Below are 21,926 nucleotides of genomic sequence, written 5' to 3' on the forward strand. Positions count from 1 at the left end.
CGCCCCGTTTACCGGTGGCGGCGCTCCCATTCAGGCGCCCGGCAATCGTCCGATCATTTCCGGCGACCAGGCCGGCTCGTAGACCATATCGACGACCGCGGCCGAAACGCCTTCGATCTCTTCCGCCCTGGCCTTCACCGCCTCGGCGATGAAGGCGGAGGCCGGACAGAAGCGGGTTGTCGTCGTCATTTCTATTCTGACGGCGCCATCATCCGAAATCTCGATGCCGTATATCAGCCCGAGCGTCACGATATCCGTCCCGAGTTCCGGGTCTTCGATCCCGCGCAATGCCGCCAGGATCGTTGGTTTGGAGACCTTATGCGCGGGCATCGGAAACATTCGCCGGCGTTGCCCTCACCATGATCCTGTAGATCTTGCCGCTGGCATCGAAATCTCCGATCCACTCATGGCCTCGCGCCTTGAGCTCGTTGAACAGGAAGACAGGCTCACGGTTCAGCAGCGCAAACAACACCTCGCCGCTCTCCATCGATTCCAGGCGTGAAAGGATGCGTTCCATCGGTTCGGGCGGGGCGAGGTCGGTCAGATCGAGGTTCCAGGTCGGTTCCGGCCAGATCGTCTCCGCGGTTGCAGTTGCCGGCACGGGATCGCTGTCCGGCTTTCCCTGGGGAACGAAATCGATTTCCCAGTCGTCGTCGGCCAGGCGTTTGGTGAGATGCGAATAGCCGCGCTGCTCCAGCTGGCGGATCAGGGGGATGGGTTCGAATATGGCATGAAGCCGCACGCCCTCGCCGGGGCCGAGGTTGGCGAAAGTATCCATAATGAGCTGGAACGGCATCCCGCCGTCGCGCAGGATCTGTCTGACGTCGAGTTCACGAAGCTGAACCATGAGCGTTACCTCTGTGGTTGGCGGCGGTAAAAAGCGCCGGCGGTTGAAAGGGTGCGCTCTTGGCGGCCGGATCGACATTCGCCAGAGTGCGGGCAAGCGCGAGCTCGATCGCGAGAGCTGCGGTGGAAAAAGTCTGGGCTATCGCCGCAAGATGAAAGGCTGCATCCGATCCGAGCGCGATCGCGGCGGCCGCCGCAATGACGGCGAGGTAAAAGATACAGAGCCAGGCCGTCGCCCGGCGTCCGTTTATCAGCTCGGCCAGGCGCGGCGTCGGCCGGCGTCCGAGCAGCGGTCCGAAGGCTTCGATCCAGGTGAGGAAAGGAACGATCTTCAGGAGCTGCGACAGACCGAACCCGGTCAGCCAGCCGAAGACGAACAGGTAGCCTATGGCGGTGAAAAGCTGGGGCGGGGCATCGGATGCCAGGGCGATAGTCAACATCGGCACCGAAAGCGCCAGCAGAACGAAGGCCGGCAGGGATCCAGCCATGTTGAGTTCGAGGCTCTTCCGGCGCCGCGCGCGGTAAGTCGAAAACAGGTCGGCGAGGTAGGTCGCGACCGGCAGCTGGAAGAGCAGCGATCCGAACAGGAAGAGGCGCTGGCCCAGGACGGGTGCAGATATCGTCGAGGCCATTGCCACGGCAAGTGTGCCCGCCGTAAGCATTCCCGTGGCACGAATGAACGGCGACTTCTTCATATCGTCGGAAAGCAAAAACATCGGCAGCAGCTTATAGCTGACGCCGATCGCGGCGAAGCTCATCCAGCCGGCGAGGCCGAAGCTCGCGTGGAACGGCACGGCATTCGCGACGAAGGCGATGATGCCCGTGGCCTCTGTCAGCCCGGAGACCGTGACGGCGAACAGAGCCCCCAACGCCAAGGTCACAGCAAGGCATGCCATGCCGATCATGACGAGCGGCGAGGCGGCGTGAGCCGCCCTGCCGCGCCACAGACCGGAGAGAAGCACGAATCCGATCGACAACAGCGATGCCGGCAGCACCGATGATGCGGCGACCATGACCGGGCCTGCCGCACCGGATCCTGCATCGATCAGATGGAAGCCGAAAAGGAGAAGTCCGAGCCCGGCGACGGAACCCGCAAGGCAAGGCAGGTCGAGCCGCCCGGTCGGCAGGCCGAGACCGGTCATAACCGGCGTAAACTGCAGAAGCGCCCCGATCATGAGGAGGCCGAGCCAACCGATCGTGATGCAATGGACGATGATCAGCGCATGGGGTTCGGCAACATTCGCCGATGGCGTCCAGGCTCCGGCCGAAAGCAGGCCTTCCGCCAAGAGCAGGAAGAAAAGCGCCGCGCCGAAATATGACATCGTCCAACGCGACAGTGTCGCTCCCACCGGCATCATCGCGCTGCCCCGAACTCAATGGCTGCCGCAGCAGCAGTCGCAACCGGAATCCTGGCGGGTGATCTGTATGCGCCAGACGTCAGGCCCCTGTTCCAGATATTCCCAGAGGAATTTTCCCGGAAATGCGGTTTCGAGCTGGTAATGCAGGGGACGGGGCTCATGATCGCTGGTGATCAGCATGGCGTCGCCGGGGGTCAGTGCGCTGAGCGTGCCAAAAATCCGGGGATGCCGCTCGATAGGATGTATCGTCCTGACATCGATGTGGGGAGCTTCGGCGTGGATGGTTTGCGCATCGGTCATCTGGCTGTTTCCTTTTGCCGCGTCTTGCAGACTGGCGGGATCGCGGCTCGTCCCGCGCCAGAACGAGACGGTAAAGGGCTTTGCGGAAAGCCACTTTGATGGCGGACAAATATCCGGATGATTCCCGGCCGAGCGTCCTCATTGATCTGGGACAAGGAAGACCGCGCGGCCGGAGGTCATAAAGCATTCTGATTTTGACAGAGGATGCGACAATGTCCGACAGTTTGGTCGCCAAATATGGCGACGCGCGGCTCCCGCGTTACACGAGCTACCCGACGGCTCCGGCCTTTTCAGCCGCCGTGGGGCCGGATGAATATGTCAAGGGCCTCGCAAGTATCGGAAAGACCGGACCGGTTTCCGTCTATCTCCACGTGCCCTTCTGCCGTTCGATGTGCTGGTATTGCGGTTGCCACACGACCATCACCCGGCAGGACGCCCCCGTTGTCGAATATCTCGATGTGATGAGGGAAGAGATCGAGCTCGTTTCCTTTGCCGCCGGAAACGACGTGCCGGTCAGGAACGTTCATTTCGGCGGCGGCACGCCGACGATCATGAAACCACAGGAATTTACGGCACTGATGGCGAAGCTCAGGAGCGCCTTCGCTTTCGAGGCGGACGCAAGCGTCGCGGTCGAAATCGACCCGCGCACCTTGGCCGCCTCCATGATCGAGGCGCTCGGCGAAAACGGCGTCGATCGCGCAAGCCTCGGCGTCCAGAGCTTCGACCCGATCGTGCAAACCGCCATCAATCGGACGCAGTCCTTCGAGCAGACGGAGGCTGCGGTCGCCGGGCTGCGGTCTACCGGTGTCGCCAGCATCAATTTCGACCTGATATACGGCCTTCCCAAGCAGACCGTGCAATCCTGCGTCGAAACCGTCCGGCTCGCCGTGCAACTGCGTCCGGAACGTTTCGCCGTTTTCGGCTACGCCCACATACCTGCCTTCAAGAAGCATCAGCGCCTGATCGACGACGCATCGCTTCCGGATGCAAGGCAGCGCAACGAACAGGCGGAGGCCATCGCCCAAGAGCTTGAAAAAGCGGGATATGAGCGTATCGGGCTCGATCACTTCGCTCTGCCGGAGGATCAGTTGGCGGTCGCCGCGCGCCAGGGGACGATGAGGCGGAATTTCCAGGGCTACACCACCGACGATTGCGATAGCCTCATCGGCCTCGGCGCTTCGGCGATCGGGCGGTTGCCGACCGGCTATATGCAGAACCACGTGCCGCTAGGCCTCTATGCGGAGCGTGTCGCGTCCGGCGTGCTGCCGACGGCCAAGGGATATCTTCTGACCGAAGAGGACAAGCTTCGGGGCAGAATCATCGAGCGGCTGATGTGCGATTTCGAAGTCGATCTGGGAAGGCTGAGCAGGGAGTTGGGTTTCGACACCGGCTTCCTCGTCGAGCGTAACGAACGTCTCGGCGAACTCGTGGCCGATGGCGTCGTGACGATCCGCGACAACCGGATCGTCGTCTCCCAGCACGCACGCTTCATGGTCCGTGCCGTTGCGGCGGCATTCGACGCCTATTTCGGCTCGCTCGGACGCACGCACAGCAAGGCCGCCTGATCGGCAGAGCTGTGCGCGCTATCGCGCCATCTCTTTGATCGATCGCAAAGAGCCTGCCGGTCATACAGCCTAGGGTTCTGCCGAGAGGAGATCCTGATGACCGATGCGCAGATGGGGCTATCGATGGCCACTCCCGTAATCACGGTGTTCGCAATCGCCCTTTATCGCTTGGGCGTTCTGCAGCGAACGGGCGCCGTCGCCGCGGTTCTCGCGGCAATAGCGATCGCCGTCGGTCAATTCTTGCAAAAGGTAATATGATGAAAAACCCGATCCCGACCGATTTCGCAGAACTCGAAAGCTGCTACGGCGAGCTCATGGCATGGTGCGACGTGCTCCAGGCAATCGCCGACTTCCTGCCTTGCCATATCGACGAAGGCCTCTGCGGCCGTCTCTCAAGCGGACTGATCCCGCTCCTGCAGACGACGCATGAGCTCGAAGAGCGCCTTATTTCGTCGGGACTGGGCCTGATTATGGAAGCGGGCGACAAGGCCGATGCCGCTGAACGCCGGCGGGCAGGACGGATGTTTGATCGCGGTGCCGCAAAAGACGTCGTCGTTACGCTGGAAACTCTGGGCGAAGGGCGCTGCCGGCTCTCCTGGGAGGCCGTGGGATACCAGCTGCGTTCGTTTTTCTGCTCGATGCGCGGGCATATCAGATCGGAACGCGAGATCATGAGATTGATGCAGCGGGCGGTGGAGGCTGAACGGGCGGCGGCCCTAACGGATGCGATCAAGCAGACCGAAGCAGCCTGAACAAATGCCGTCGTCTGCAGGCTCTGGTCTCTGCCTGCCGCACATGAATGACCTCGCTGACAGCAAACAGACAGCTTCCGGCCTCTATCCAGTCGCTTGCCGCCTTATGGAAGGCACAAGCAAAGGATCGAACCATGAAGATGAAACTGACCGTCGCCCTCGTCATCCTGGCCGCAACTCCCGCCTTGGCACTCGCCAGCCCGAGCTGCACCAAGGAGCCGAAGTCCAAATGGATGCCCGAGAAAGCCATGAAGGAAAAGATCGATGCGCTGGGCTACAAGGTGAAAACCTTCGAGATCACCGGAAGCTGCTACGAAATCTACGGCAAGGACAAGGACGGCAATCGCGCCGAGGTCTATTTCAATCCGGTATCGGGCGAAATCGTCCAGAAAGGCGATTGATCATGACGCCCGTTCAGTTGCGGGAGCAGGAGGGCCTTCGGCCCTCCACGACCGGAAGCGACACCGTCAAGGTCTGGGACCCCATGGTCAGACTGTTTCACTGGACCGTCGTTACTGCCTGCATCCTCAACCTTTTTGTTTTGGATGAAGGAAAATATTGGCATCGTTTGACCGGATATGTCGTCGCTGCTGCCATCGCCATGCGGATCATCTGGGGCTTCGTCGGAACCAGACATGCGCGGTTCCGCGATTTCTTCCCAACACCTGGCAAAGTCAGGAAGCAGATCCTCGGCATGATCAACGGCAGGGAGCAGCGCTACATCGGCCATAATCCCCTGGCATCAATCATGATGCTGAGCCTCATGACGCTTCTTGCGATGACCGCGGCAACCGGCTGGATGACGACACTCGATGCCTTCTGGGGCGACAAGTGGCTTGAGGAGGTGCACGGTGCTCTCGCCAACAGCATCATGGTCCTGGCCTTCATCCATGCAGGGGCAGCATTGGTTGAAAGCTGGAGACATAGGGAGAATCTTGTCTGGTCGATGGTGACGGGTCGAAAGAGAGCATGAGGATACTTCTCATCGAAGACAGTGCCCGGCTTCGCGAACTTCTTTGCGAAGCCATCCGCGAGGCCGGTTGGCGCATCGACGCCTTTGCGACGGCGAATGAAGGCCGCCTTGCGCTTGAGGGTGCGGGCTATGATCTCCTTCTTCTCGATCTCGGCCTGCCCGACGAGGACGGTCTCTCCGTGCTGAAGTCCCTGCGTGCCGAAAAGCAGCAGATCCCGGTGCTTGTACTGACGGCGCGTGGAGCCGTCGACGAGCGCATCGCCGGGCTGGATGCCGGGGCGGACGACTATTTGATCAAACCCTTCAACAATGGCGAACTCATCGCGCGAATTCGCGCCCTGATGCGGCGCTCGCCGGTGACAATCATGCCGACATTGGAATTTGCTGACGTCAGGTTCGAAATGGCGTCCCGCCAGGTCACCTGCAACGGCACCGAGATGGCGCTCGCCCCCTCGGAAAAGTCGCTGCTCGAACTGCTGATGCGCAATGGCGGGAAGGTGGTTTCCAAGCGAAAGATGGAACACGCTTTCTCCGAGTTCGGCGATGAGCGCAGCAGCAATGCCGTCGAGCTGGCGGTCTCGCGGCTTCGCCGGAAACTGGAGGGACATCCCGCCGATGCCGTCATCGAAACCGTGAGAGGTGTCGGTTACCTGCTGCGCGAGGAACGTGATTGATTCGGTCGAATCCCACGCTGACGGCCGTTCTGACGCGAAGGATCGCATTTTTCGCCACGGTGGCGATGCTGGTCCAACTGGGCGTCATCTTCTCTGACTACTATTGGAATGTAGGCGAGCTTTCCCGCCTATATGTCGAGCAGGAGACCGAGCGGCTTGCCTCGGGCGTGGGAGATAGAGACGGCGCGGTTACCTACCAACTGCCCGAAACCGTCAGCCGGCGTTACGGACATTCGCAAACAGGTTATGTCGCCCGCATTCGGAACGATCGGGGCGATCTGATTTTCGAGTCCTGTGACGATGCCTGCGAAAGCCGATTTTTGCCCGCGGAGGTCAACCCGCCGGATTTCTGGCTTCGGACCATCAAGCCTGGAAAACCTCTCACGCTGGTCGGAGGGCGAGCTTTCAAGATCGGCGAGCACCGGATTCTCGTCGATGTCGCCACCGTGGGCGATCCGGAGAATCTCGCCTACGGCGTCTTCTGGAACGAGATCCTCGAGCATATGATCGTGCCGATGAGCATCCTGCTCGGACTTGTTCTCGGGGCGACGTTGTGGTCGGTGCACCGCGCTCTGAAGCCCGTGAAGGCCGCGGCCGATGCTGCCGAACTCATTGATCCGATGGATTCCAGATCTCATCTGCCGTTCGAGGGAATGCCGCGAGAAATCGCTCACCTCGCTGTGGCCGTAAACCGGGCATTTCAGCGTGTCGGTGACCTCATGAACTCACAGAGGATATTGACATCCGGCATTGCACATGAGGTCCGTACACCGCTTGCGGCCATCAAACTCGAACTCGGTCGTATCGACCATCCGAGGGCGCGGAGAGCCGAAGGAGATCTCGACGACCTCATGCATTTCGTCGGCCAGCTGACTGCGCTGGCGCGGCTGGACACGTTCGATCACAGCGCGTTCGAAGAGGTCGATCTCGTCGCCCTCACGACAGATGTTGCAGAGCAGCTTGCGCCTTGGGTTTACGAAAACAAACATTCGCTCGAGGTGTTCGCCGATGCCGAGGCGGCAATTGTCAGCGCCGCGCCGGCCCTCCTCAAAGATGCCCTTCGCAACCTGATCGAGAACGCGGTTCGCCATACGCCGGATTCGACGCAGATCGTCGTCAGGGTGGGAGAATACGGTATTCACGTCGAGGATAAGCGGGACGTTCGAGGAGATGATCCTCCTCGCCAAACCCGGAATAAGGACAGCCTCGGAATAGGGCTGAAAATCGTGGAGCGTATCGCGGAACTACACAATGGATCGTTGCGGCGTTCCATTTCGCCTTATGGTCACGTCTTCGACCTCCTGCTACCGGGCGGGCAAACCAAGACAGGACTATGAATAGGTCGGCCGTCAGTCCGACAGTCCACCTTCGAGATGCACTGCATGGAAATCATCCACGAGCACTTCGAGATCGGCGAGCCAGCCCTTCGAATCCCGCACCGCGATACCCTCCGCCTCCCACCCGCCTTCCGGAGCTTCGGTGAGTTCGAACTTGATAGGCTCGATCGCCGATCCCGGGTTTCTCAGCCGAAGAACGACCTGCTTCGGGTCGAGGGCATCGAAATCCGGACCCATGATTGCGACGTGAACCTTCCTCGTTCCATGCGCCTCGGCGCCGAGTTCCAGCTGAGCCATCGCCTTTTCGGAATGCAGATGGATCGATAGAGCCGGCGAAACCTCGGCGGCCTCCGCCTGTACCGGACCGGCAAAGCGCCAGAGGCCCGCCGTGCCGATGATCGCGACGGCAAGGATGATTTCGAAGAGGATGCTTCGGCGCAACCTTTCCCTCGCAACCGGATCTCCGGCCAATGTCGGCCCTGTGAGCCAGAAGCGATTATAGACGGCCACCATGCAAAGACAGGCCACGAGCACGACCTTGACCGCAAGGATGCGGCCGTAGAGCGACGACAGGATCTGGATGAGCGCCGGCAGCTCGACGATCGCAAGCACGATCCCGGCAAGGATCATGACGAAGAACGGGATCGGGATCATCCGCGAGAAGCTGCTCAGCGGGCGCAGGTTCGGCGATGTCCGGCCGAGCTGCCAGAGCGGCAGGAGGCTTCCTGCCCAGAACAGCAGCGTCGCACTGTGAAGAAATATGGCGGTTCTCGCCAGCCAGCGGGGATCCGCCGCGCTGCAGTGCCCACTGAAAGTAAAGGCGCTCGCCGCCAGTATCAGGGCGACGACGGCAAGAACGCGCCCGGTGGTTTGGCAGCGGGTGAGGGGCAGCGCAATCGTGAGCAGCGACAGGACGAACAGGCTTGCGCAAATTGCGGCATTGCCCTTTACGGCGATCTCGAGCGGTGCCGCACCGGCAAAGACCAGACCGCTTCCCGCTTCGTCCAGCCCCTGCAGGTAAAGTCCCGCCGCCAGCAGCGCGGTTCCGGGCAGCATGACGGTCGCGGCACTCGCTGTTGGGCTGTTATGGACGCCCAGCCACCGATCGAACAGCGCGCCGCCAACCACGAAGGCCAGGAACAGGACCGTGGCGGCATGTACGAGCCAGATGGCGATCGGCAAAGAGCGACCGGAGCCCTCGCCAACCGCAACCGGCGGCTTTGCAGAAGGCGTGCCGACGTTGAATACCAGCGTGCCGCCGACGGGGTGGCCGTCTTCGGATTCGACGCGGTAGCTCACCATCACCGTGCCGCGCATGTTGGGATCGGAGAAGCGCAATCGGACATCCGCACCCGATGTGTCGGCGTCCAAGGCCTGGTTCGTGCCGTTGCCGTCGGTTGCCGTCGCCCGGATGAGCCTGACCGGTTCGTTGAAATGCAGTCCGATTTCGTCCGGCAAGCGGTCAAGCGTCTCGCTGGCCGCCGGAGTCGAGCTTTTCAAAGCGGCGTGGGCAAGCGCGCCTGTCGGCACCAGCATGCCCATGGCGATGATGGCTGCCGCAAGAGCCGCCTGAAGACGACGCGTCACCCGCTTTCCTGTTTTCGAGGGCCACATGGTCGACGGCTCCCGCCGTTCACGCACGCGGTTGTTCGACCACGTCGAAGTAGGGAGCGGGGGTTTCGTAATCGTCGGGCGATCTGCCCGCAGCCGGAATTTCGATCCAGCGTTCGACGGCGCCTTCGGTGCATTCCTGCACGACAGGAACGAAAATGCGGGTGCCGGGCGAAATCTCCTTCGCGACCGTCGCGCGGAAAACGAATTCGTCATATTCGTCGTCGGCGAGGGTACCGCCGGACCATATGATTTCGCTGACGCCTTCCTTCACGGGCTTGCCGTAGAGATCGTAGCTTTTCTCATAGGCGGCGTTGATCTTCTCGACCGACCAGCCCGATTTCGGCATCGGCTTCGCCGACAGCAAGCCCTCGGGGATCTTCACGCGGATTTTGATCGTCGCCTTGCCTTCGCAGCCATGCCCGACGCGAAGAACCGCCTTGTACGCCTTGCCTGACGGCGCCTGGCTCTGCTCGAGGGTGATGTGGGCACTGGCCGCGCCTGCGGCGCAAACCGCTGCGGCGAAAGCAATTGCCATGGGCTTGAACATGATCGCTCTCCACCGTGCGGGATGGCGCGCAAGCGCGGCCATCCGCACCGGTCGGTTGACTACGGGGTGATCTGGGCGAGGTCGGCATCCAGCCGCTTGCGCACCATATTCGGCACCTTGGCGGTCTTGATGGCCTCGAGATTGGCCGGGCTGTCGCCGACCTCGATCAGCGTAACCATGCCCATGCCGACATGCGGCGTGCACTTCAGGACATAGGCGCCCGGAACATCGAACTTTGCCTGATACTGTTCGCTCGGCTTGGATTTGAACTCGGGAGCGCCGTCAGGAATGAGCCCCTTGAAGGTCTCGACATTGTGGCTCTTGTCGGTGGGAATGAAGGTTACGGTGTCGCCGGGAGCAATCTTCAGAAAGCTGGGCTCGAACACCATCGCGCCGTCCGTACCCTTGTTGAGCATCTGAACCTGATGATCGGCAGCCATCGACGGCATGGCAGAAGCGATCAGGGCTGCCGTTGCAGCGATCAGAGCGAATTTCAAACGCATGTGCATATCTCCTGTTTTCGAGGCGATTTGACCTCGTGAACATGCTTTAAGATATGCGGAGCGGGGCTTCTTTGACGCTCGTCAAATACAGGAAAAAGCTTGCGATTGGGCCTGAAATCTCGCGTTTCGAGGAGCGTCGACATCAGGCAATGATCGTCAATTTACAACGAAACAACCGGCCTCTCGCCGGAGCATTATCGGCTCGGCGAAGGTCGGTTCCATACGATAAGCCAGGTGGCGGCGGCCGATGTCACTGCGCGTCGAGAAGCTCGCGGATCTTCAGCGCAAGGTCCTTTGCGGTGTATGGTTTGCGCAGCCATCGCGCGCCGGGAACAATGCCTTTGGCTGCGAGGCCCGGCTCGGAATATCCCGATGTGAAGAGCACGGCGATGTCGGGCCGCAAGAGGCGCACTTCCCGCGCCAGTTCATCGCCCGTCATCCCACCCGGCATCACGATGTCGGTAAAGAGGAGCGCGGTCTCGCTATTGTCCCGCAGCAGATCGAGGGCACGGTGGCCGCTTTCGGCTTCGAGCACCGTATAGCCCATCGAAGCGAGCCTGGCGACGGCAACGCGGCGGACGCGGGCGTCATCTTCGACGACCAGCACCGTTTCGTCCCCGCCCGGCAACCGGTTTTCGCCGGAGCCTTGGTCCGACACCGGTTGCTGAGGTTTCGCGCCTTTGATGGCGGGCAGGTATATGCGGACCGTCGTGCCGCGTTCGACCTCACTGTAAAGCTGGAGATGCCCGCCCGATTGCTTCACGAAACCATAAACCATGCTGAGCCCGAGACCCGTGCCCGAGCCCACTTCCTTCGTCGTGAAAAATGGTTCTATTGCGCGCTTCCTGACCTCCTCGCTCATGCCGGAACCGGTATCCGTCATGGCGATGAGCACGAAGTTGCCGCTGCGTACCTCCGGGTACATCTTCGCATAATCGGCATCGAGATGGACGCGCGAGATCGTCGTCGTGAGACTGCCGCCTTTCGGCATGGCGTCCCTTGCGTTCAAGGCGATGTTCAGGATGGCGTTCTGAAGCTGGGAACTGTCGACAAGCACGTCCAGGCCGGCCCCTTCGATAACGGTCGACAGCTTGATATCCTCGCTGAGCGTTCGCCGGAGCAGGTCGGAGAAGCCGCTGACGAGCTGGCCGAGGTCCGCATGCTTCGGATTCAATGGTTGCCGCCGGCCGAAGGCGAGCAGCTGGCCCGTGAGGATCGCTCCGTCCTGCGCGGCCGACTGGGCCTCGTTGAGGATTTCGCGGAGAGTGCCGGGCGGCAGCTTGTCCTCGATCATTTCGAGATTACCGCTGATGACGGTGAGGAGGTTGTTGAAGTCGTGGGCGATGCCTCCCGTCAATTGCCCGATCGCTTCCATCTTCTGGGCCTGACGAAGGTCTTCCTCGATCTTGAACCGGCTGGTGAGATCGCGGACGAAACCCGTGAAGATCTGCTCACCGTTCACTGTCGTCTCGCCGACATGGAGCTCCATGGGAAATTGCGACCCGTCGGCCCGCTGCCCGGTGACGACACGGCCGTAGCCGATGATGCGTTTCTCGCCGGTTTCGATATAATGATCGATATAGCCGTCGTGAGCGTCGCGGTAGGGGTTCGGCATCAGGTTGCTGACGTTGCGGCCGCAAATCTGATCGGAGGACAGCCCAAACAGCTTTTCGGCGGCCTTGCTGAACGACAGCACTATTCCCTTGCGATCGATCACCACCATAGCGTCGGGCACGGTGTCCAGGATCGAACTCAGATGCGCTTCGCGGGATTTAACCGCGTCCTGGGCGCGTCTCAATGCGCTGACGTCGCTGTTCGTTTGAATGACGGCATGGTCCCCGTCCGGCAGATTGACCAGCACGCAGCGGGATGCGACGTGAATGTCGTGCCCGCTCTTGTGGCGATGAACGATCTCGCCTTGCCAGAAACCGCGCGACTTCAGCTGGTCGCGGATGTTGTCGGCCGGTTCGGGAAAGGTCGTCGCCAACAGGTCGTGAACTTTCTCGCCGACGGCTTCCTCTCTCGCCCAGCCATACATGTTCTCGCAGCCGATGGACCAGTGTGTGACGGTTCCGTCGAAACGATGGATCAGAATGTCCGCTCCGTCGAGCACGTGCACCATTGCATCCAGTTCCTGGTACGATGCAGTTCTCGGGGAGACGAGGCGATGGGGCATGAACGTCGATCCTGCGGTTCGTTGCATCAGTGCAACTTGACCCTATGACAGGAATTCTCCGAAAAATCATCCGCATCACCGGACAACTGTGCCAGGCGGGCGAGATTGACGATCCTGAGGTCGTGCCTACCTTCGGGCACAACGATGTTTCGCGACGCAAGTTTTGTAATCGTGCGGGACACGGTTTCGATGGTCAGACCGAGATGGTCCGCAATATCCTGCCGGTTCATCGGAACACGCACCAGGCCCTGGCGCGGCTGAGGACTGCGGCGGGAGGCGAGCTTGACGATGAAGCTGCATAGCCGCTCCTCGGCGTTCTTCTTCGACAGGAGAACCATCTGTTCGTGCGCCGCCGCCGCCTCCTGACAAAGCAGGGAGATGTATGCAGGGCCGAGTGCGTTCGATCGGGCGACTTCCTCATGGAAGCTCTTCCGGGCTATGCGGCGGATCCTGCATTCGGTAACAGCCTCCGCCGTGAACAGGAAATCGTTTTGCAGCGACGCGCCGATCAGATCGCCGGCAAAGTGAAACCCGGTAATCACTCGGCGGCCTTCGCCGATAATGCGATGGAGGCGTACGACCCCTTCTTCCACCTGGAAGAGATGGGTCGCTTCGTCGCCCTCCCAGCAGATAGCCTTCCCGGCGGGAACGATCTCGGCCGCCGATGTCAGAAAAAGCGATGAAAGAGATTGGCCGGCATGGATCGCATCACCCGTCATCTTCGCATTTTCGAACGCCTGGTTGTTCTGCATCAGCATCGTCTTGTCCCTCGTGATCGATAGGCTGACTAGAACTCCGCTGCGTCACACAGGAATGAGCGGACGGTGCCAAAGGGTGAAAGAGTGTAACAGTGTGTAACGGCTGCGGCCCGATCCCGCCTTACCATTTTCTGGTTGATGTAGATCAAGGAGCAATTGCCGGCTTCGTGACAGTCCTGCCTCCAACGACGAGAAAGCCGGCCGCGAGGCGGTCGTCTTTGCACTGGGGACGACATCATGAATTACACGACGGAAACGATGGTGGTTGCTGTCGCGGCGTTTCTAGCGCTGCTGGGAGCCGCATTTGCGCACGATCATCTCTTTGCGGTCCACATGGGCATACTCTGCTTCTGCCTCGTGGTGGGAACGGTGCTGCTGGTCAGGAACGTCGATTTCGCACCGGCGGACCAGCGGCGGAAGGTCGACGTGTCGGGCTATTTCGACGAGGTGATCCGCTACGGCCTGATCGCCACGGTGTTCTGGGGCGTGGTCGGTTTCCTCGTCGGGGTGGTCATCGCGCTGCAGTTGGCCTTTCCTGACCTCAACATCGCGCCCTATCTGAATTTCGGAAGGCTGCGGCCCGTTCACACCTCGGCGGTCATTTTCGCCTTCGGTGGCAACGCTCTGATCATGACGTCGTTCTATGTGGTGCAGCGCACCTGTCGAGCCCGTCTCTTCGGCGGCAGCCTCGCCTGGTTCGTGTTCTGGGGCTATCAGCTCTTCATCGTGATGGCTGCGACCGGATATGTTCTCGGCATCACCCAGGCCCGCGAATATGCCGAACCCGAATGGTATGTCGACCTCTGGCTGACCGTCGTCTGGGTCGCCTATCTCGCCGTCTACCTCGGCACGATCCTGAAGCGCAAAGAGCCGCATATCTATGTGGCGAACTGGTTCTACCTCGGCTTCATCGTCACCATCGCGCTGCTGCACGTGGTCAACAATCTGGCGGTTCCGGCCTCGTTCCTCGGCTCCAAGAGCTATTCGCTCTTCTCGGGCGTCCAGGACGCGCTGACCCAGTGGTGGTACGGCCACAACGCCGTCGGCTTCTTCCTCACCGCCGGCTTCCTCGGCATGATGTATTACTTCGTGCCGAAACAGGCCAATCGGCCCGTCTATTCATACCGGCTGTCGATCATCCACTTCTGGGCACTGATCTTCATGTATATCTGGGCCGGCCCGCATCACCTGCACTATACCGCACTGCCCGACTGGGCCCAGACGCTCGGCATGGTCTTCTCGGTGATGCTGTGGATGCCCTCCTGGGGCGGCATGATCAACGGTCTCATGACCCTTTCGGGCGCGTGGGACAAGATCCGCACCGATCCGATCATCCGCATGATGATCGTCGCCATCGCCTTCTATGGAATGTCGACCTTCGAAGGCCCGATGATGTCGGTGAAGACGGTCAATTCGCTCAGCCACTATACCGAGTGGACGATCGGTCACGTGCATTCCGGCGCTCTCGGCTGGGTGGGCATGATCACCTTCGGGGCGATCTACTACCTGACGCCGAAACTATGGGGGCGCGAACGCCTCTACAGCCTGCGGATGGTCAACTGGCATTTCTGGCTCGCAACGCTCGGCATCGTGATCTACGCCGCCGTGCTTTGGGTCGCCGGCATCCAGCAGGGGCTGATGTGGCGCGAGTACAACGCCCAGGGCTTCCTCGTCTACTCCTTCGCGGAAACGGTCTCGGCGATGATCCCTTACTACGTGCTGCGCGCAGTCGGCGGAGCGCTCTACCTGGCGGGCGGTCTCGTCATGGCCTGGAACGTGTTCATGACCATCCGCGGCCACCTGCGCGACGAAGCTCAGATCCCGACCACTTTCGTGCCCCAAGCACAGCCTGCCGAATGAGGTGAGACATGGCATCGATACTTGATAAACACCAGATCCTCGAGAAGAACGCGACGCTTCTCCTCGTCGGCTCATTGCTGGTCGTGAGCATCGGCGGCATCGTCGAGATCGCCCCGCTGTTCTACCTGCAGAACACGATCGAGAAGGTGGAAGGCATGCGGCCCTATACGCCGCTCGAGCTGGCGGGACGGAACATCTACATCCGCGAAGGCTGCTATCTCTGCCACAGCCAGATGATCAGACCGTTCCGCGACGAGGTGGAGCGTTACGGCCATTATTCGCTCGCAGCCGAGTCCATGTACGACCACCCCTTCCAGTGGGGGTCCAAGCGGACCGGGCCGGATCTCGCCCGCGTCGGCGGACGCTATTCGAACGAATGGCATGTCCAGCATCTCGCAAACCCGCGGGCGGTCGTGCCGGAATCGATCATGCCGAGCTACGCCTTCCTCAAGGAGCAGGAGGTGACGGTCAAGGATATCGGCATGGACCTCAAGGCCAACGAGGATGTGGGCGTGCCCTATAACGACGACATGCTGGCGAATGCGGAAGCCGACATGAAAGCCCAGGCCGATCCGAATGCGGATACGACGGCGCTGCTTGCGCGCTATCCGAAGGCGAAGGTCGGCGACTTCGACGGCGATCCGGCCAAACTGACCGAGATGGACGCCCTGGTGTCCTATCTGCAGATGCTCGGCACGCTGGTCGATTTCTCGACCTATGACGACGCGACCGGCTACCGCTGAGGTGATCCATGGAAACCTACACTGCAATGAGACACTTCGCCGACAGCTGGGGCCTTCTGGCAATGACGGCATTCTTCGTCGGCGCGGTCGTGTTCACGCTTCGCCCGGGCAGCAAGCAGACCGCGAAAGAGGCTGCCGATATTCCTTTGAAGGACGATTGAGATGTCGGAAAAACATATTGATGAATTGAGCGGCGTCGAAACGACCGGACATGAATGGGACGGCATCCGCGAACTCAACAACCCCATGCCGCGTTGGTGGGTCTGGACATTCTACGTAACGATCCTTTGGGCGATCGGCTATGCCATCGCCTATCCGGCCATTCCGATGATCACGTCCGCCACAAAAGGCTATTTCGGCTACTCGACGCGCGCCGAACTGCAGCAGGACCTCGATCTCGCCAAGGCATCCCAGACGAAGTTCCATGACCTGATCGCCGCCAAGACGGTTGAGGAGATCGACACCGATCCTGTTCTTCGGGAATTCGCGATTGCCGGCGGTGCATCCGCTTTCAAGGTGAACTGCGCGCAGTGCCATGGCTCGGGCGCCAGCGGCGGCCCGGGATTTCCGAACCTCAACGACGACGACTGGCTATGGGGCGGGGATCTCGACGCCATCCAAACGACGATCGCACACGGGATACGCTTCGATTCGGACGCCGAAACGCATGCTTCCGAGATGCCGGCCTTTACCGACGTCATTGAGCCGATCCAGATGAAGCAGGTCGCCGCCTATGTTTGGGGGCTGACCAACACGCCCTCTGATCCTGCTCTCGCGGCTGCGGGAAAACAGGTTTTCCTCGACAACTGCGCCGCATGCCACGGCGAGGACGCCAAGGGGAAGGTGGAAATGGGCGCGCCGGATCTCGCCGATGCGATCTGGCTGAAGGCGCGCGGCGAGGACGCCATCGCTCGCCAGGTGGCCTCTCCCAAGCATGGCGTCATGCCGGCCTGGGCAGGGCGCCTCGGCGATACGACGGTCAAGGAACTGACCGTCTTCGTCCATTCGCTCGGCGGCGGAACGTGAGGGAAAAGTCATGACAGCTCATGACCACAATCCGATCCTCGGCCTTTACGGCACGCCGCGCGCCGTCATCCGGTCACGCGTGTCGGCGCGCGCCAAGGTGATACCTTCATCTTCCGAGCAGGATGATCCGGCAAAGATCGGCAATTCGATCGTCAGTTTGACCTGCCTCAAAGATCACGACAGGACGAGCCGCTAGTTCTGGATTTGTCGAGGACGTCCCAGCGGTGCTCTCCTCCGCAGTTCCTCCAGGCCACGCCCTTACCCCGGGGCGTGGCCTTTTTCCTTTTCCGGAGAGGTCTCTCTCGGGAAGGCGTCCTTTCTTGATCTGCATCAAGGAAGGAATGCGCCGCAGGTGGGAGAAGAACAGGCGAAACCGGATAGGTCCCATGAATCTCTACACTGCACCAGATCCCAATGACATCGAGCGGGTCAGCGTCGAGCCGGTCAATGCGCGCCGCAACCGGCAGCCTCTCTATGCGCCTCGGAAGAAGATTTTTCCCAAGCGCGCCGAGGGACGATTCCGCCGGTTCAAGTGGATCGTGATGCTGATCACGCTCGGCATCTATTACCTTGCGCCGTGGATTCGCTGGGATCGCGGTCCCTACGCGCCCGACCAGGCGATCCTCATCGATCTCTCGTCGCGGCGCTTCTTCTTTTTCTTCATCGAAATCTGGCCCCAGGAGTTCTATTACGTCGCGGGCCTCCTTGTGATGGCAGGTTTCGGCCTGTTTCTCGTCACCTCGGCGGTCGGCCGCGCATGGTGCGGTTACGCCTGTCCGCAGACCGTCTGGGTCGATCTCTTCCTTGTCGTCGAACGCGCGATCGAAGGCGACCGGAACGCACGAATGAAACTCGATGCCGCTCCCTTCAGCTTCGACAAGTTGAGGAAACGCGTCATCAAACATTCGATCTGGCTCCTGATCGGCGTCGCCACCGGCGGCGCGTGGATCTTCTATTTTGCCGATGCGCCGAGCCTGGCTGTTTCGCTGTTCACCGGCGCGGCTCCCGCAGTCGCCTATGCTACGGTCGCCACCTTGACCGGGACCACCTATGTGCTCGGCGGCCTCATGCGCGAGCAGGTGTGCACCTATATGTGCCCTTGGCCACGTATCCAGGGTGCGATGCTCGACGAGAATTCCCTCGTCGTCACCTACAACGACTGGCGGGGCGAACAGCGGTCGCGCCATGCCAAGAAGGCCCAGGCACAGGGCCTGCCGGTCGGGGATTGCGTTGATTGCAATGCCTGCGTGGCTGTCTGTCCGATGGGAATCGATATTCGCGACGGACAGCAGATGGAGTGCATCACATGCGCTCTCTGCATCGACGCCTGCGACGGCGTGATGGACAAACTCGGCAAGCCCCGTGGCCTGATCGCCTACGCGACGCTCAGCGAATATTCGAGCAATATGTCGCTTGCGACAGGGGGAGGAACAACGCCAATCCAACCGTCCAGGGTCAGAAACGAGGATGGAAGTTTCGTTTCCGCGGTCCGGCACTTCGACTGGCGCATCATCTTCCGTCCGAGAATCGTCTTTTACGCCGTTGTCTGGGCATCGATCGGCATTGCCATGGTCGTGCATCTCGCCTTCCGGGAGCGTCTCGAACTCAATGTCGTCCATGACCGGAACCCGCAATATGTCCTGGAAAGCGACGGCTCGATCCGCAACGGCTACACGCTGCGCGTCCTGAACATGGTGCCGAAGCCGAGAGATGTGAGCATTACCCTGGTCGGGTTGGAGGGAGCGACGATGCGCATTTCCGAACTCGGCAAGGAAGACGGCCGCAGTTTTACCGTCCATGCCGAACCCGACGCGGCCACGACGCTCAAGGTCTTCGTGACGCGAAAGCCTGACGGAGCCGAAATCAACGAATTCCTCTTCGTCATCGAAGATGCGGACCGTGCCGACCGGGCGACCTATCGGGCGGCGTTCAATGCACCGGGAGACGTCAAATGAAGGCTTCTGCTCAAAGTTTCACAGGCCTGCACATGTTGCTCGCGACCTCGGCATTCTTCGCCGTGGGGATTGCCGTAAACATCACCATGGCCGTCTACGCCTCCTCCAGCTGGAGCGGCCTCGTCGTGGAAAACACCTATGTCGCCAGCCAGGAATTCAACCGCAACGCGGCAGCGATGAAGGCGATGAGCGCCTCCGGCATTGAGGGCGATCTTTCCATCAACGGGCGCGAGATCCGCTACGACATCCACGACAAGGGCGGCTCGCCCGCGATCGTCGATGATGTCGTGCTGAATTTCAAACGGCCGGTCGGAGACCACGAGGACTTCCACCTGACGCTCGGGAAGACAGGCGACGGGCGTTTCGAAGCCGAGCATACGGTCGCCAGGGGCGACTGGATCGTCGAGATCATCTCGCGAAAAGACGGCGTCGTTGTCATGCACGAAGCCAAACGCTTCGATACCGCGGAGTTCGGCCAATGAGTTGCTGCTCCATGGACCCCGAAAGCGTGCTTGCCCTCAGCGCGACATCATCCAGCGCCGAGGAAACCCGCCTTGCCAGCCATCCGCTCGGCACGGGGTTGCGCCAGCTTGATCTCAGCGTTCCCGACGTCCACTGCGGCGCCTGCATCTCGACTATCGAAAGAGCGCTGTCGGCGCTTGCCTTCGTCCGGAAAGCGCGGGTCAATCTGACCGCGCGAAGGGTAAGCTGCGTCTATCAGGAAGAGATCGACGAGCGCGCGACCGATCCGTCCGAAATCCTCGCGGCGATCAACGCCGTGGGATATCGCGCGCACCTGTTCACGCCCTCGGCCCCCGAAAGCGACAGGACCAGAAACCAGCATCTCCTGGCGGTCGGCGTTTCCGGTTTTGCAGCCGCCAACATCATGCTGCTTTCGGTATCGGTCTGGTCGGGTGCGGATGCTGCGACGCGCGACATGTTTCACTGGATCTCGGCGATGATCGCGGCGCCAGCGCTGGTCTATGCGGGGCGTTTCTTCTTCAAGTCGGCTTGGAACGTGCTGAAGCGCGGGCGCACCAACATGGACGTTCCGATCTCGCTCGCTGTAACTCTCTCTTATGCCGTTTCCTTATGGGAGACGGCTCACCACGGCGAACATGCGTGGTTCGACGCTTCGGTTTCCCTGCTGTTCTTTCTGTTGATCGGCCGGACTCTCGATCACGTCATGCGCGAAAAGGCCCGCGCGGCGATCAATGGGCTGGCGAGGCTCGCCCCGCGCGGAGCGCTGCTGATGATGCCGGACGGATCGCGGCGCTACATCGCGGTGGAGGAGATCGCGGTGGGCGACGAGATTTCGATCGCCGCGGGTGAACGCGTTCCCGTCGACGGCGTCGTCGTCAGCGGAGAAAGCGATGTGGACCTCTCCATCGTCACAGGCGAGAGCAGCCCGGTCGCGGTCGCTGCCGGCAGCGAGGTAAACTCCGGTGCGATGAACCTGACCGGCTCGCTGGTCTTCAAGGCGACGAGGATTGCCAGGAACTCGCTTCTCTCGGAGATCATCGGCCTGATGGAAGCCGCCGAAGGCGGAAGGGCGCGCTATCGCCGGATCGCCGATCGCGCGGCAGCACTCTATTCCCCGGCCGTACATCTGTTGGCGCTCATTTCTTTCCTTGCCTGGGGCCTCCTCGGCGGAGACTGGAAACATGCAATGCTGGTTGCAGTCGCGGTCCTGATCATCACCTGCCCATGCGCCCTGGGCCTTGCCGTGCCCGTGGTTCAGGTCGTTGCTGCGGGCGAGCTTTTCCGCAAGGGCATCATGGTCAAGGACGGTTCGGCGCTGGAACGGCTGGCTGAGGCGGATACAGTCGCCTTCGATAAGACCGGCACCCTGACGATGGGCATGCCGCGCCTCGTCAGGGTCGAGACGATCGAAGAGGGGAGTACCGCCATCGCCGGCGGTCTGGCCGCGCATTCGCGCCATCCGCTTTCCCAAGCGCTGGTGCGGGTCGCCGAACTCGCCCATCTCCCGTCCTTCGACGACGTCACAGAAATTCCAGGCGGCGGGCTGGAGGCTGGAAATGGAAGGGATGTCTATCGACTGGGCAATGCGATGTTTGCCCGCGGAAACGGTTTCATGTCCCGTAGCGTGGACAGTCCGTTTTCGGAAGTGGTCCTGTCGAAAAACGGGGTCGTTCTTGCCCGCTTCTTCTTCGACGACACGCTCCGCCCGGGTGCTGCCGGGACGATCGCCCAGCTCCATGCGGCCGGCCTTGAAACGCTGATGGTATCAGGCGACAGGCAGACCATCACCGACAGTACCGCGCTGGCTCTCGGCATCGACAGGGCCTTGGGCGCCCTGACGCCGAAGCAGAAGGTCGAGGAATGCCAGAGATTGAGCAATCAGGGCCATCGCGTGCTCATGGTCGGCGATGGCATCAATGATGCTCCCGCGCTTGCCGCCGCGCATGTCTCGATGGCACCCGCCACGGCGTCCGATATCGGCCGGCAGGCTGCCGACCTCGTCTTCTTCAACGACCGCCTCGACGCCGTTCCCGAAGCGATCGCCGTCGCGCGGCGGTCGGCCAGCCTCATCCGGCAGAACTTCGCGCTGGCGATCGGCTACAACGTGCTGGCGGTCCCCATCGCGATCGCCGGGCTGGCGACACCGCTCATCGCGGCGGTGGCCATGTCGACATCTTCGATCATCGTCGTGACGAATGCGCTGCGCCTCAATGCTTTCGCCAAACGTCCCGGCATCCGCACCGCGGAGCGGGCCGGCGGGCAAGCGGAGGTGAAAACCGCATGAACATGCTGATCTATCTCATACCGATCGCACTTCTGATGGGCGGCATGGGGCTCCTGGCTTTCCTCTGGTCGCTGAAGAGCGGCCAGTACGACGATCTTCAGGGAGCCGCGTGGCGCATTCTCCTCGAAGACGAAGCCGACCGGAAGAAACCTTGATGACACACAGGCCCGAG

General features: G+C 61.2%; 25 protein-coding genes. 16 read left to right on the plus strand and 9 right to left on the minus strand.

All coding sequences use genetic code 11. The features are described 5' to 3' along the window. Positions 1–30 precede the first annotated feature (30 nt). Genes CO666_RS11205 through CO666_RS11220 form a run of 4 tightly spaced genes read right to left on the minus strand, consistent with a single transcriptional unit; the run spans position 31 to position 2,504 of the window. On the minus strand, positions 31–330 hold the full coding sequence (locus tag CO666_RS11205; RefSeq protein WP_097612131.1) for a metal-sulfur cluster assembly factor: 300 nt from the start codon (positions 328–330) through the stop codon (positions 31–33). Further along, complete coding sequence (locus CO666_RS11210) at positions 317–847, minus strand: DUF2249 domain-containing protein (protein ID WP_097612132.1); 531 nt, start codon at positions 845–847, stop codon at positions 317–319. The genes CO666_RS11205 and CO666_RS11210 overlap by 14 nt, the downstream gene beginning before the upstream one ends. Next, positions 831–2,204, minus strand: coding sequence for a hypothetical protein (locus tag CO666_RS11215; RefSeq protein ID WP_097612133.1), 1,374 nt, complete (start codon positions 2,202–2,204; stop codon positions 831–833). The genes CO666_RS11210 and CO666_RS11215 overlap by 17 nt, the downstream gene beginning before the upstream one ends. 15 nt (positions 2,205–2,219) lie before the next feature. Continuing rightward, positions 2,220–2,504, minus strand: a complete 285-nt coding sequence (locus CO666_RS11220) for a DUF2249 domain-containing protein (RefSeq protein WP_097612134.1) — start codon at positions 2,502–2,504, stop codon at positions 2,220–2,222. A gap of 212 nt (positions 2,505–2,716) precedes the next feature. Between CO666_RS11220 and hemN the strand changes: the two genes are divergently transcribed. The 7 genes from hemN to CO666_RS11255 all read left to right on the plus strand — a co-directional run bounded on the left by hemN (position 2,717) and on the right by CO666_RS11255 (position 7,805). After that, on the plus strand, positions 2,717–4,069 hold the full coding sequence (hemN, locus tag CO666_RS11225; RefSeq protein ID WP_097612135.1) for an oxygen-independent coproporphyrinogen III oxidase: 1,353 nt from the start codon (positions 2,717–2,719) through the stop codon (positions 4,067–4,069). Between the two features lie 96 nt (positions 4,070–4,165). Then, positions 4,166–4,327, plus strand: coding sequence for a hypothetical protein (locus CO666_RS34135; protein WP_097612136.1), 162 nt, complete (start codon positions 4,166–4,168; stop codon positions 4,325–4,327). Further along, positions 4,327–4,821, plus strand: a complete 495-nt coding sequence (locus CO666_RS11235) for a hypothetical protein (RefSeq protein WP_097612269.1) — start codon at positions 4,327–4,329, stop codon at positions 4,819–4,821. Before CO666_RS34135 ends, CO666_RS11235 begins: the two co-directional genes overlap by 1 nt. 134 nt (positions 4,822–4,955) lie before the next feature. Continuing rightward, positions 4,956–5,222 (plus strand): PepSY domain-containing protein, encoded by a 267-nt coding sequence (locus tag CO666_RS11240; protein WP_097612137.1) that lies wholly within the window; start codon positions 4,956–4,958, stop codon positions 5,220–5,222. Between the two features lie 2 nt (positions 5,223–5,224). Continuing rightward, on the plus strand, positions 5,225–5,794 hold the full coding sequence (locus CO666_RS11245) for a cytochrome b/b6 domain-containing protein (protein ID WP_097612138.1): 570 nt from the start codon (positions 5,225–5,227) through the stop codon (positions 5,792–5,794). Further along, entirely contained in the window at positions 5,791–6,468 is a 678-nt protein-coding gene (locus tag CO666_RS11250; RefSeq protein WP_097612139.1) for a response regulator, read from the plus strand. Before CO666_RS11245 ends, CO666_RS11250 begins: the two co-directional genes overlap by 4 nt. Continuing rightward, complete coding sequence (locus CO666_RS11255) at positions 6,465–7,805, plus strand: sensor histidine kinase (protein WP_097612140.1); 1,341 nt, start codon at positions 6,465–6,467, stop codon at positions 7,803–7,805. The genes CO666_RS11250 and CO666_RS11255 overlap by 4 nt, the downstream gene beginning before the upstream one ends. A gap of 12 nt (positions 7,806–7,817) precedes the next feature. Here CO666_RS11255 and CO666_RS11260 read toward each other — a convergent pair whose 3' ends face one another. The 5 genes from CO666_RS11260 to CO666_RS11280 form a co-directional block, all read right to left on the minus strand. Then, positions 7,818–9,392, minus strand: coding sequence for a copper resistance CopC/CopD family protein (locus tag CO666_RS11260; protein ID WP_245436771.1), 1,575 nt, complete (start codon positions 9,390–9,392; stop codon positions 7,818–7,820). Positions 9,393–9,438: 46 nt separating this feature from the next. Further along, positions 9,439–9,966 (minus strand): YcnI family protein, encoded by a 528-nt coding sequence (locus tag CO666_RS11265; protein WP_097612142.1) that lies wholly within the window; start codon positions 9,964–9,966, stop codon positions 9,439–9,441. Positions 9,967–10,025: 59 nt separating this feature from the next. Further along, positions 10,026–10,469 (minus strand): pseudoazurin, encoded by a 444-nt coding sequence (locus CO666_RS11270; protein ID WP_097612143.1) that lies wholly within the window; start codon positions 10,467–10,469, stop codon positions 10,026–10,028. 250 nt (positions 10,470–10,719) lie between these two features. Continuing rightward, the gene (locus tag CO666_RS11275) at positions 10,720–12,645 is read right to left on the minus strand and encodes a PAS domain S-box protein (protein WP_097612271.1); all 1,926 of its coding nucleotides are present in this window, start codon (positions 12,643–12,645) and stop codon (positions 10,720–10,722) included. Between the two features lie 26 nt (positions 12,646–12,671). Then, positions 12,672–13,403 (minus strand): Crp/Fnr family transcriptional regulator, encoded by a 732-nt coding sequence (locus CO666_RS11280; protein ID WP_097612144.1) that lies wholly within the window; start codon positions 13,401–13,403, stop codon positions 12,672–12,674. Between the two features lie 237 nt (positions 13,404–13,640). Between CO666_RS11280 and ccoN the strand changes: the two genes are divergently transcribed. From ccoN to ccoS, 9 genes are all read left to right on the plus strand, one after another. Next, entirely contained in the window at positions 13,641–15,263 is a 1,623-nt protein-coding gene (gene ccoN, locus CO666_RS11285; RefSeq protein ID WP_097612145.1) for a cytochrome-c oxidase, cbb3-type subunit I, read from the plus strand. A gap of 8 nt (positions 15,264–15,271) precedes the next feature. After that, the gene (ccoO, locus tag CO666_RS11290; RefSeq protein WP_085740277.1) at positions 15,272–16,006 is read left to right on the plus strand and encodes a cytochrome-c oxidase, cbb3-type subunit II; all 735 of its coding nucleotides are present in this window, start codon (positions 15,272–15,274) and stop codon (positions 16,004–16,006) included. Between the two features lie 8 nt (positions 16,007–16,014). Next, positions 16,015–16,167 carry a cbb3-type cytochrome c oxidase subunit 3 gene (locus CO666_RS11295; protein WP_010067378.1) on the plus strand — a complete coding sequence of 51 codons (153 nt, stop codon included), beginning with the start codon at positions 16,015–16,017 and terminating at the stop codon, positions 16,165–16,167. Between the two features lies 1 nt (position 16,168). Continuing rightward, a complete protein-coding gene (gene ccoP / locus CO666_RS11300) occupies positions 16,169–17,032 on the plus strand; it encodes a cytochrome-c oxidase, cbb3-type subunit III (RefSeq protein ID WP_097612146.1) in 864 nt (287 codons plus the stop codon). 10 nt (positions 17,033–17,042) lie between these two features. After that, the gene (locus tag CO666_RS11305) at positions 17,043–17,228 is read left to right on the plus strand and encodes a hypothetical protein (protein ID WP_097612147.1); all 186 of its coding nucleotides are present in this window, start codon (positions 17,043–17,045) and stop codon (positions 17,226–17,228) included. A 190-nt stretch (positions 17,229–17,418) separates the two neighbouring features. Beyond that, on the plus strand, positions 17,419–18,987 hold the full coding sequence (ccoG, locus tag CO666_RS11310) for a cytochrome c oxidase accessory protein CcoG (RefSeq protein WP_097612148.1): 1,569 nt from the start codon (positions 17,419–17,421) through the stop codon (positions 18,985–18,987). Beyond that, complete coding sequence (locus tag CO666_RS11315) at positions 18,984–19,469, plus strand: FixH family protein (RefSeq protein WP_097612149.1); 486 nt, start codon at positions 18,984–18,986, stop codon at positions 19,467–19,469. Before ccoG ends, CO666_RS11315 begins: the two co-directional genes overlap by 4 nt. Beyond that, the gene (locus CO666_RS11320; protein ID WP_097612150.1) at positions 19,466–21,754 is read left to right on the plus strand and encodes a cation-translocating P-type ATPase; all 2,289 of its coding nucleotides are present in this window, start codon (positions 19,466–19,468) and stop codon (positions 21,752–21,754) included. The genes CO666_RS11315 and CO666_RS11320 overlap by 4 nt, the downstream gene beginning before the upstream one ends. Next, a complete protein-coding gene (gene ccoS, locus CO666_RS11325) occupies positions 21,751–21,909 on the plus strand; it encodes a cbb3-type cytochrome oxidase assembly protein CcoS (RefSeq protein WP_003568513.1) in 159 nt (52 codons plus the stop codon). The genes CO666_RS11320 and ccoS overlap by 4 nt, the downstream gene beginning before the upstream one ends. The last annotated feature ends 17 nt before the right edge of the window (positions 21,910–21,926 follow it).

Origin of the sequence: Rhizobium chutanense, assembly GCF_002531935.1 — a bacterium.
Lineage (GTDB): Bacteria > Pseudomonadota > Alphaproteobacteria > Rhizobiales > Rhizobiaceae > Rhizobium > Rhizobium chutanense.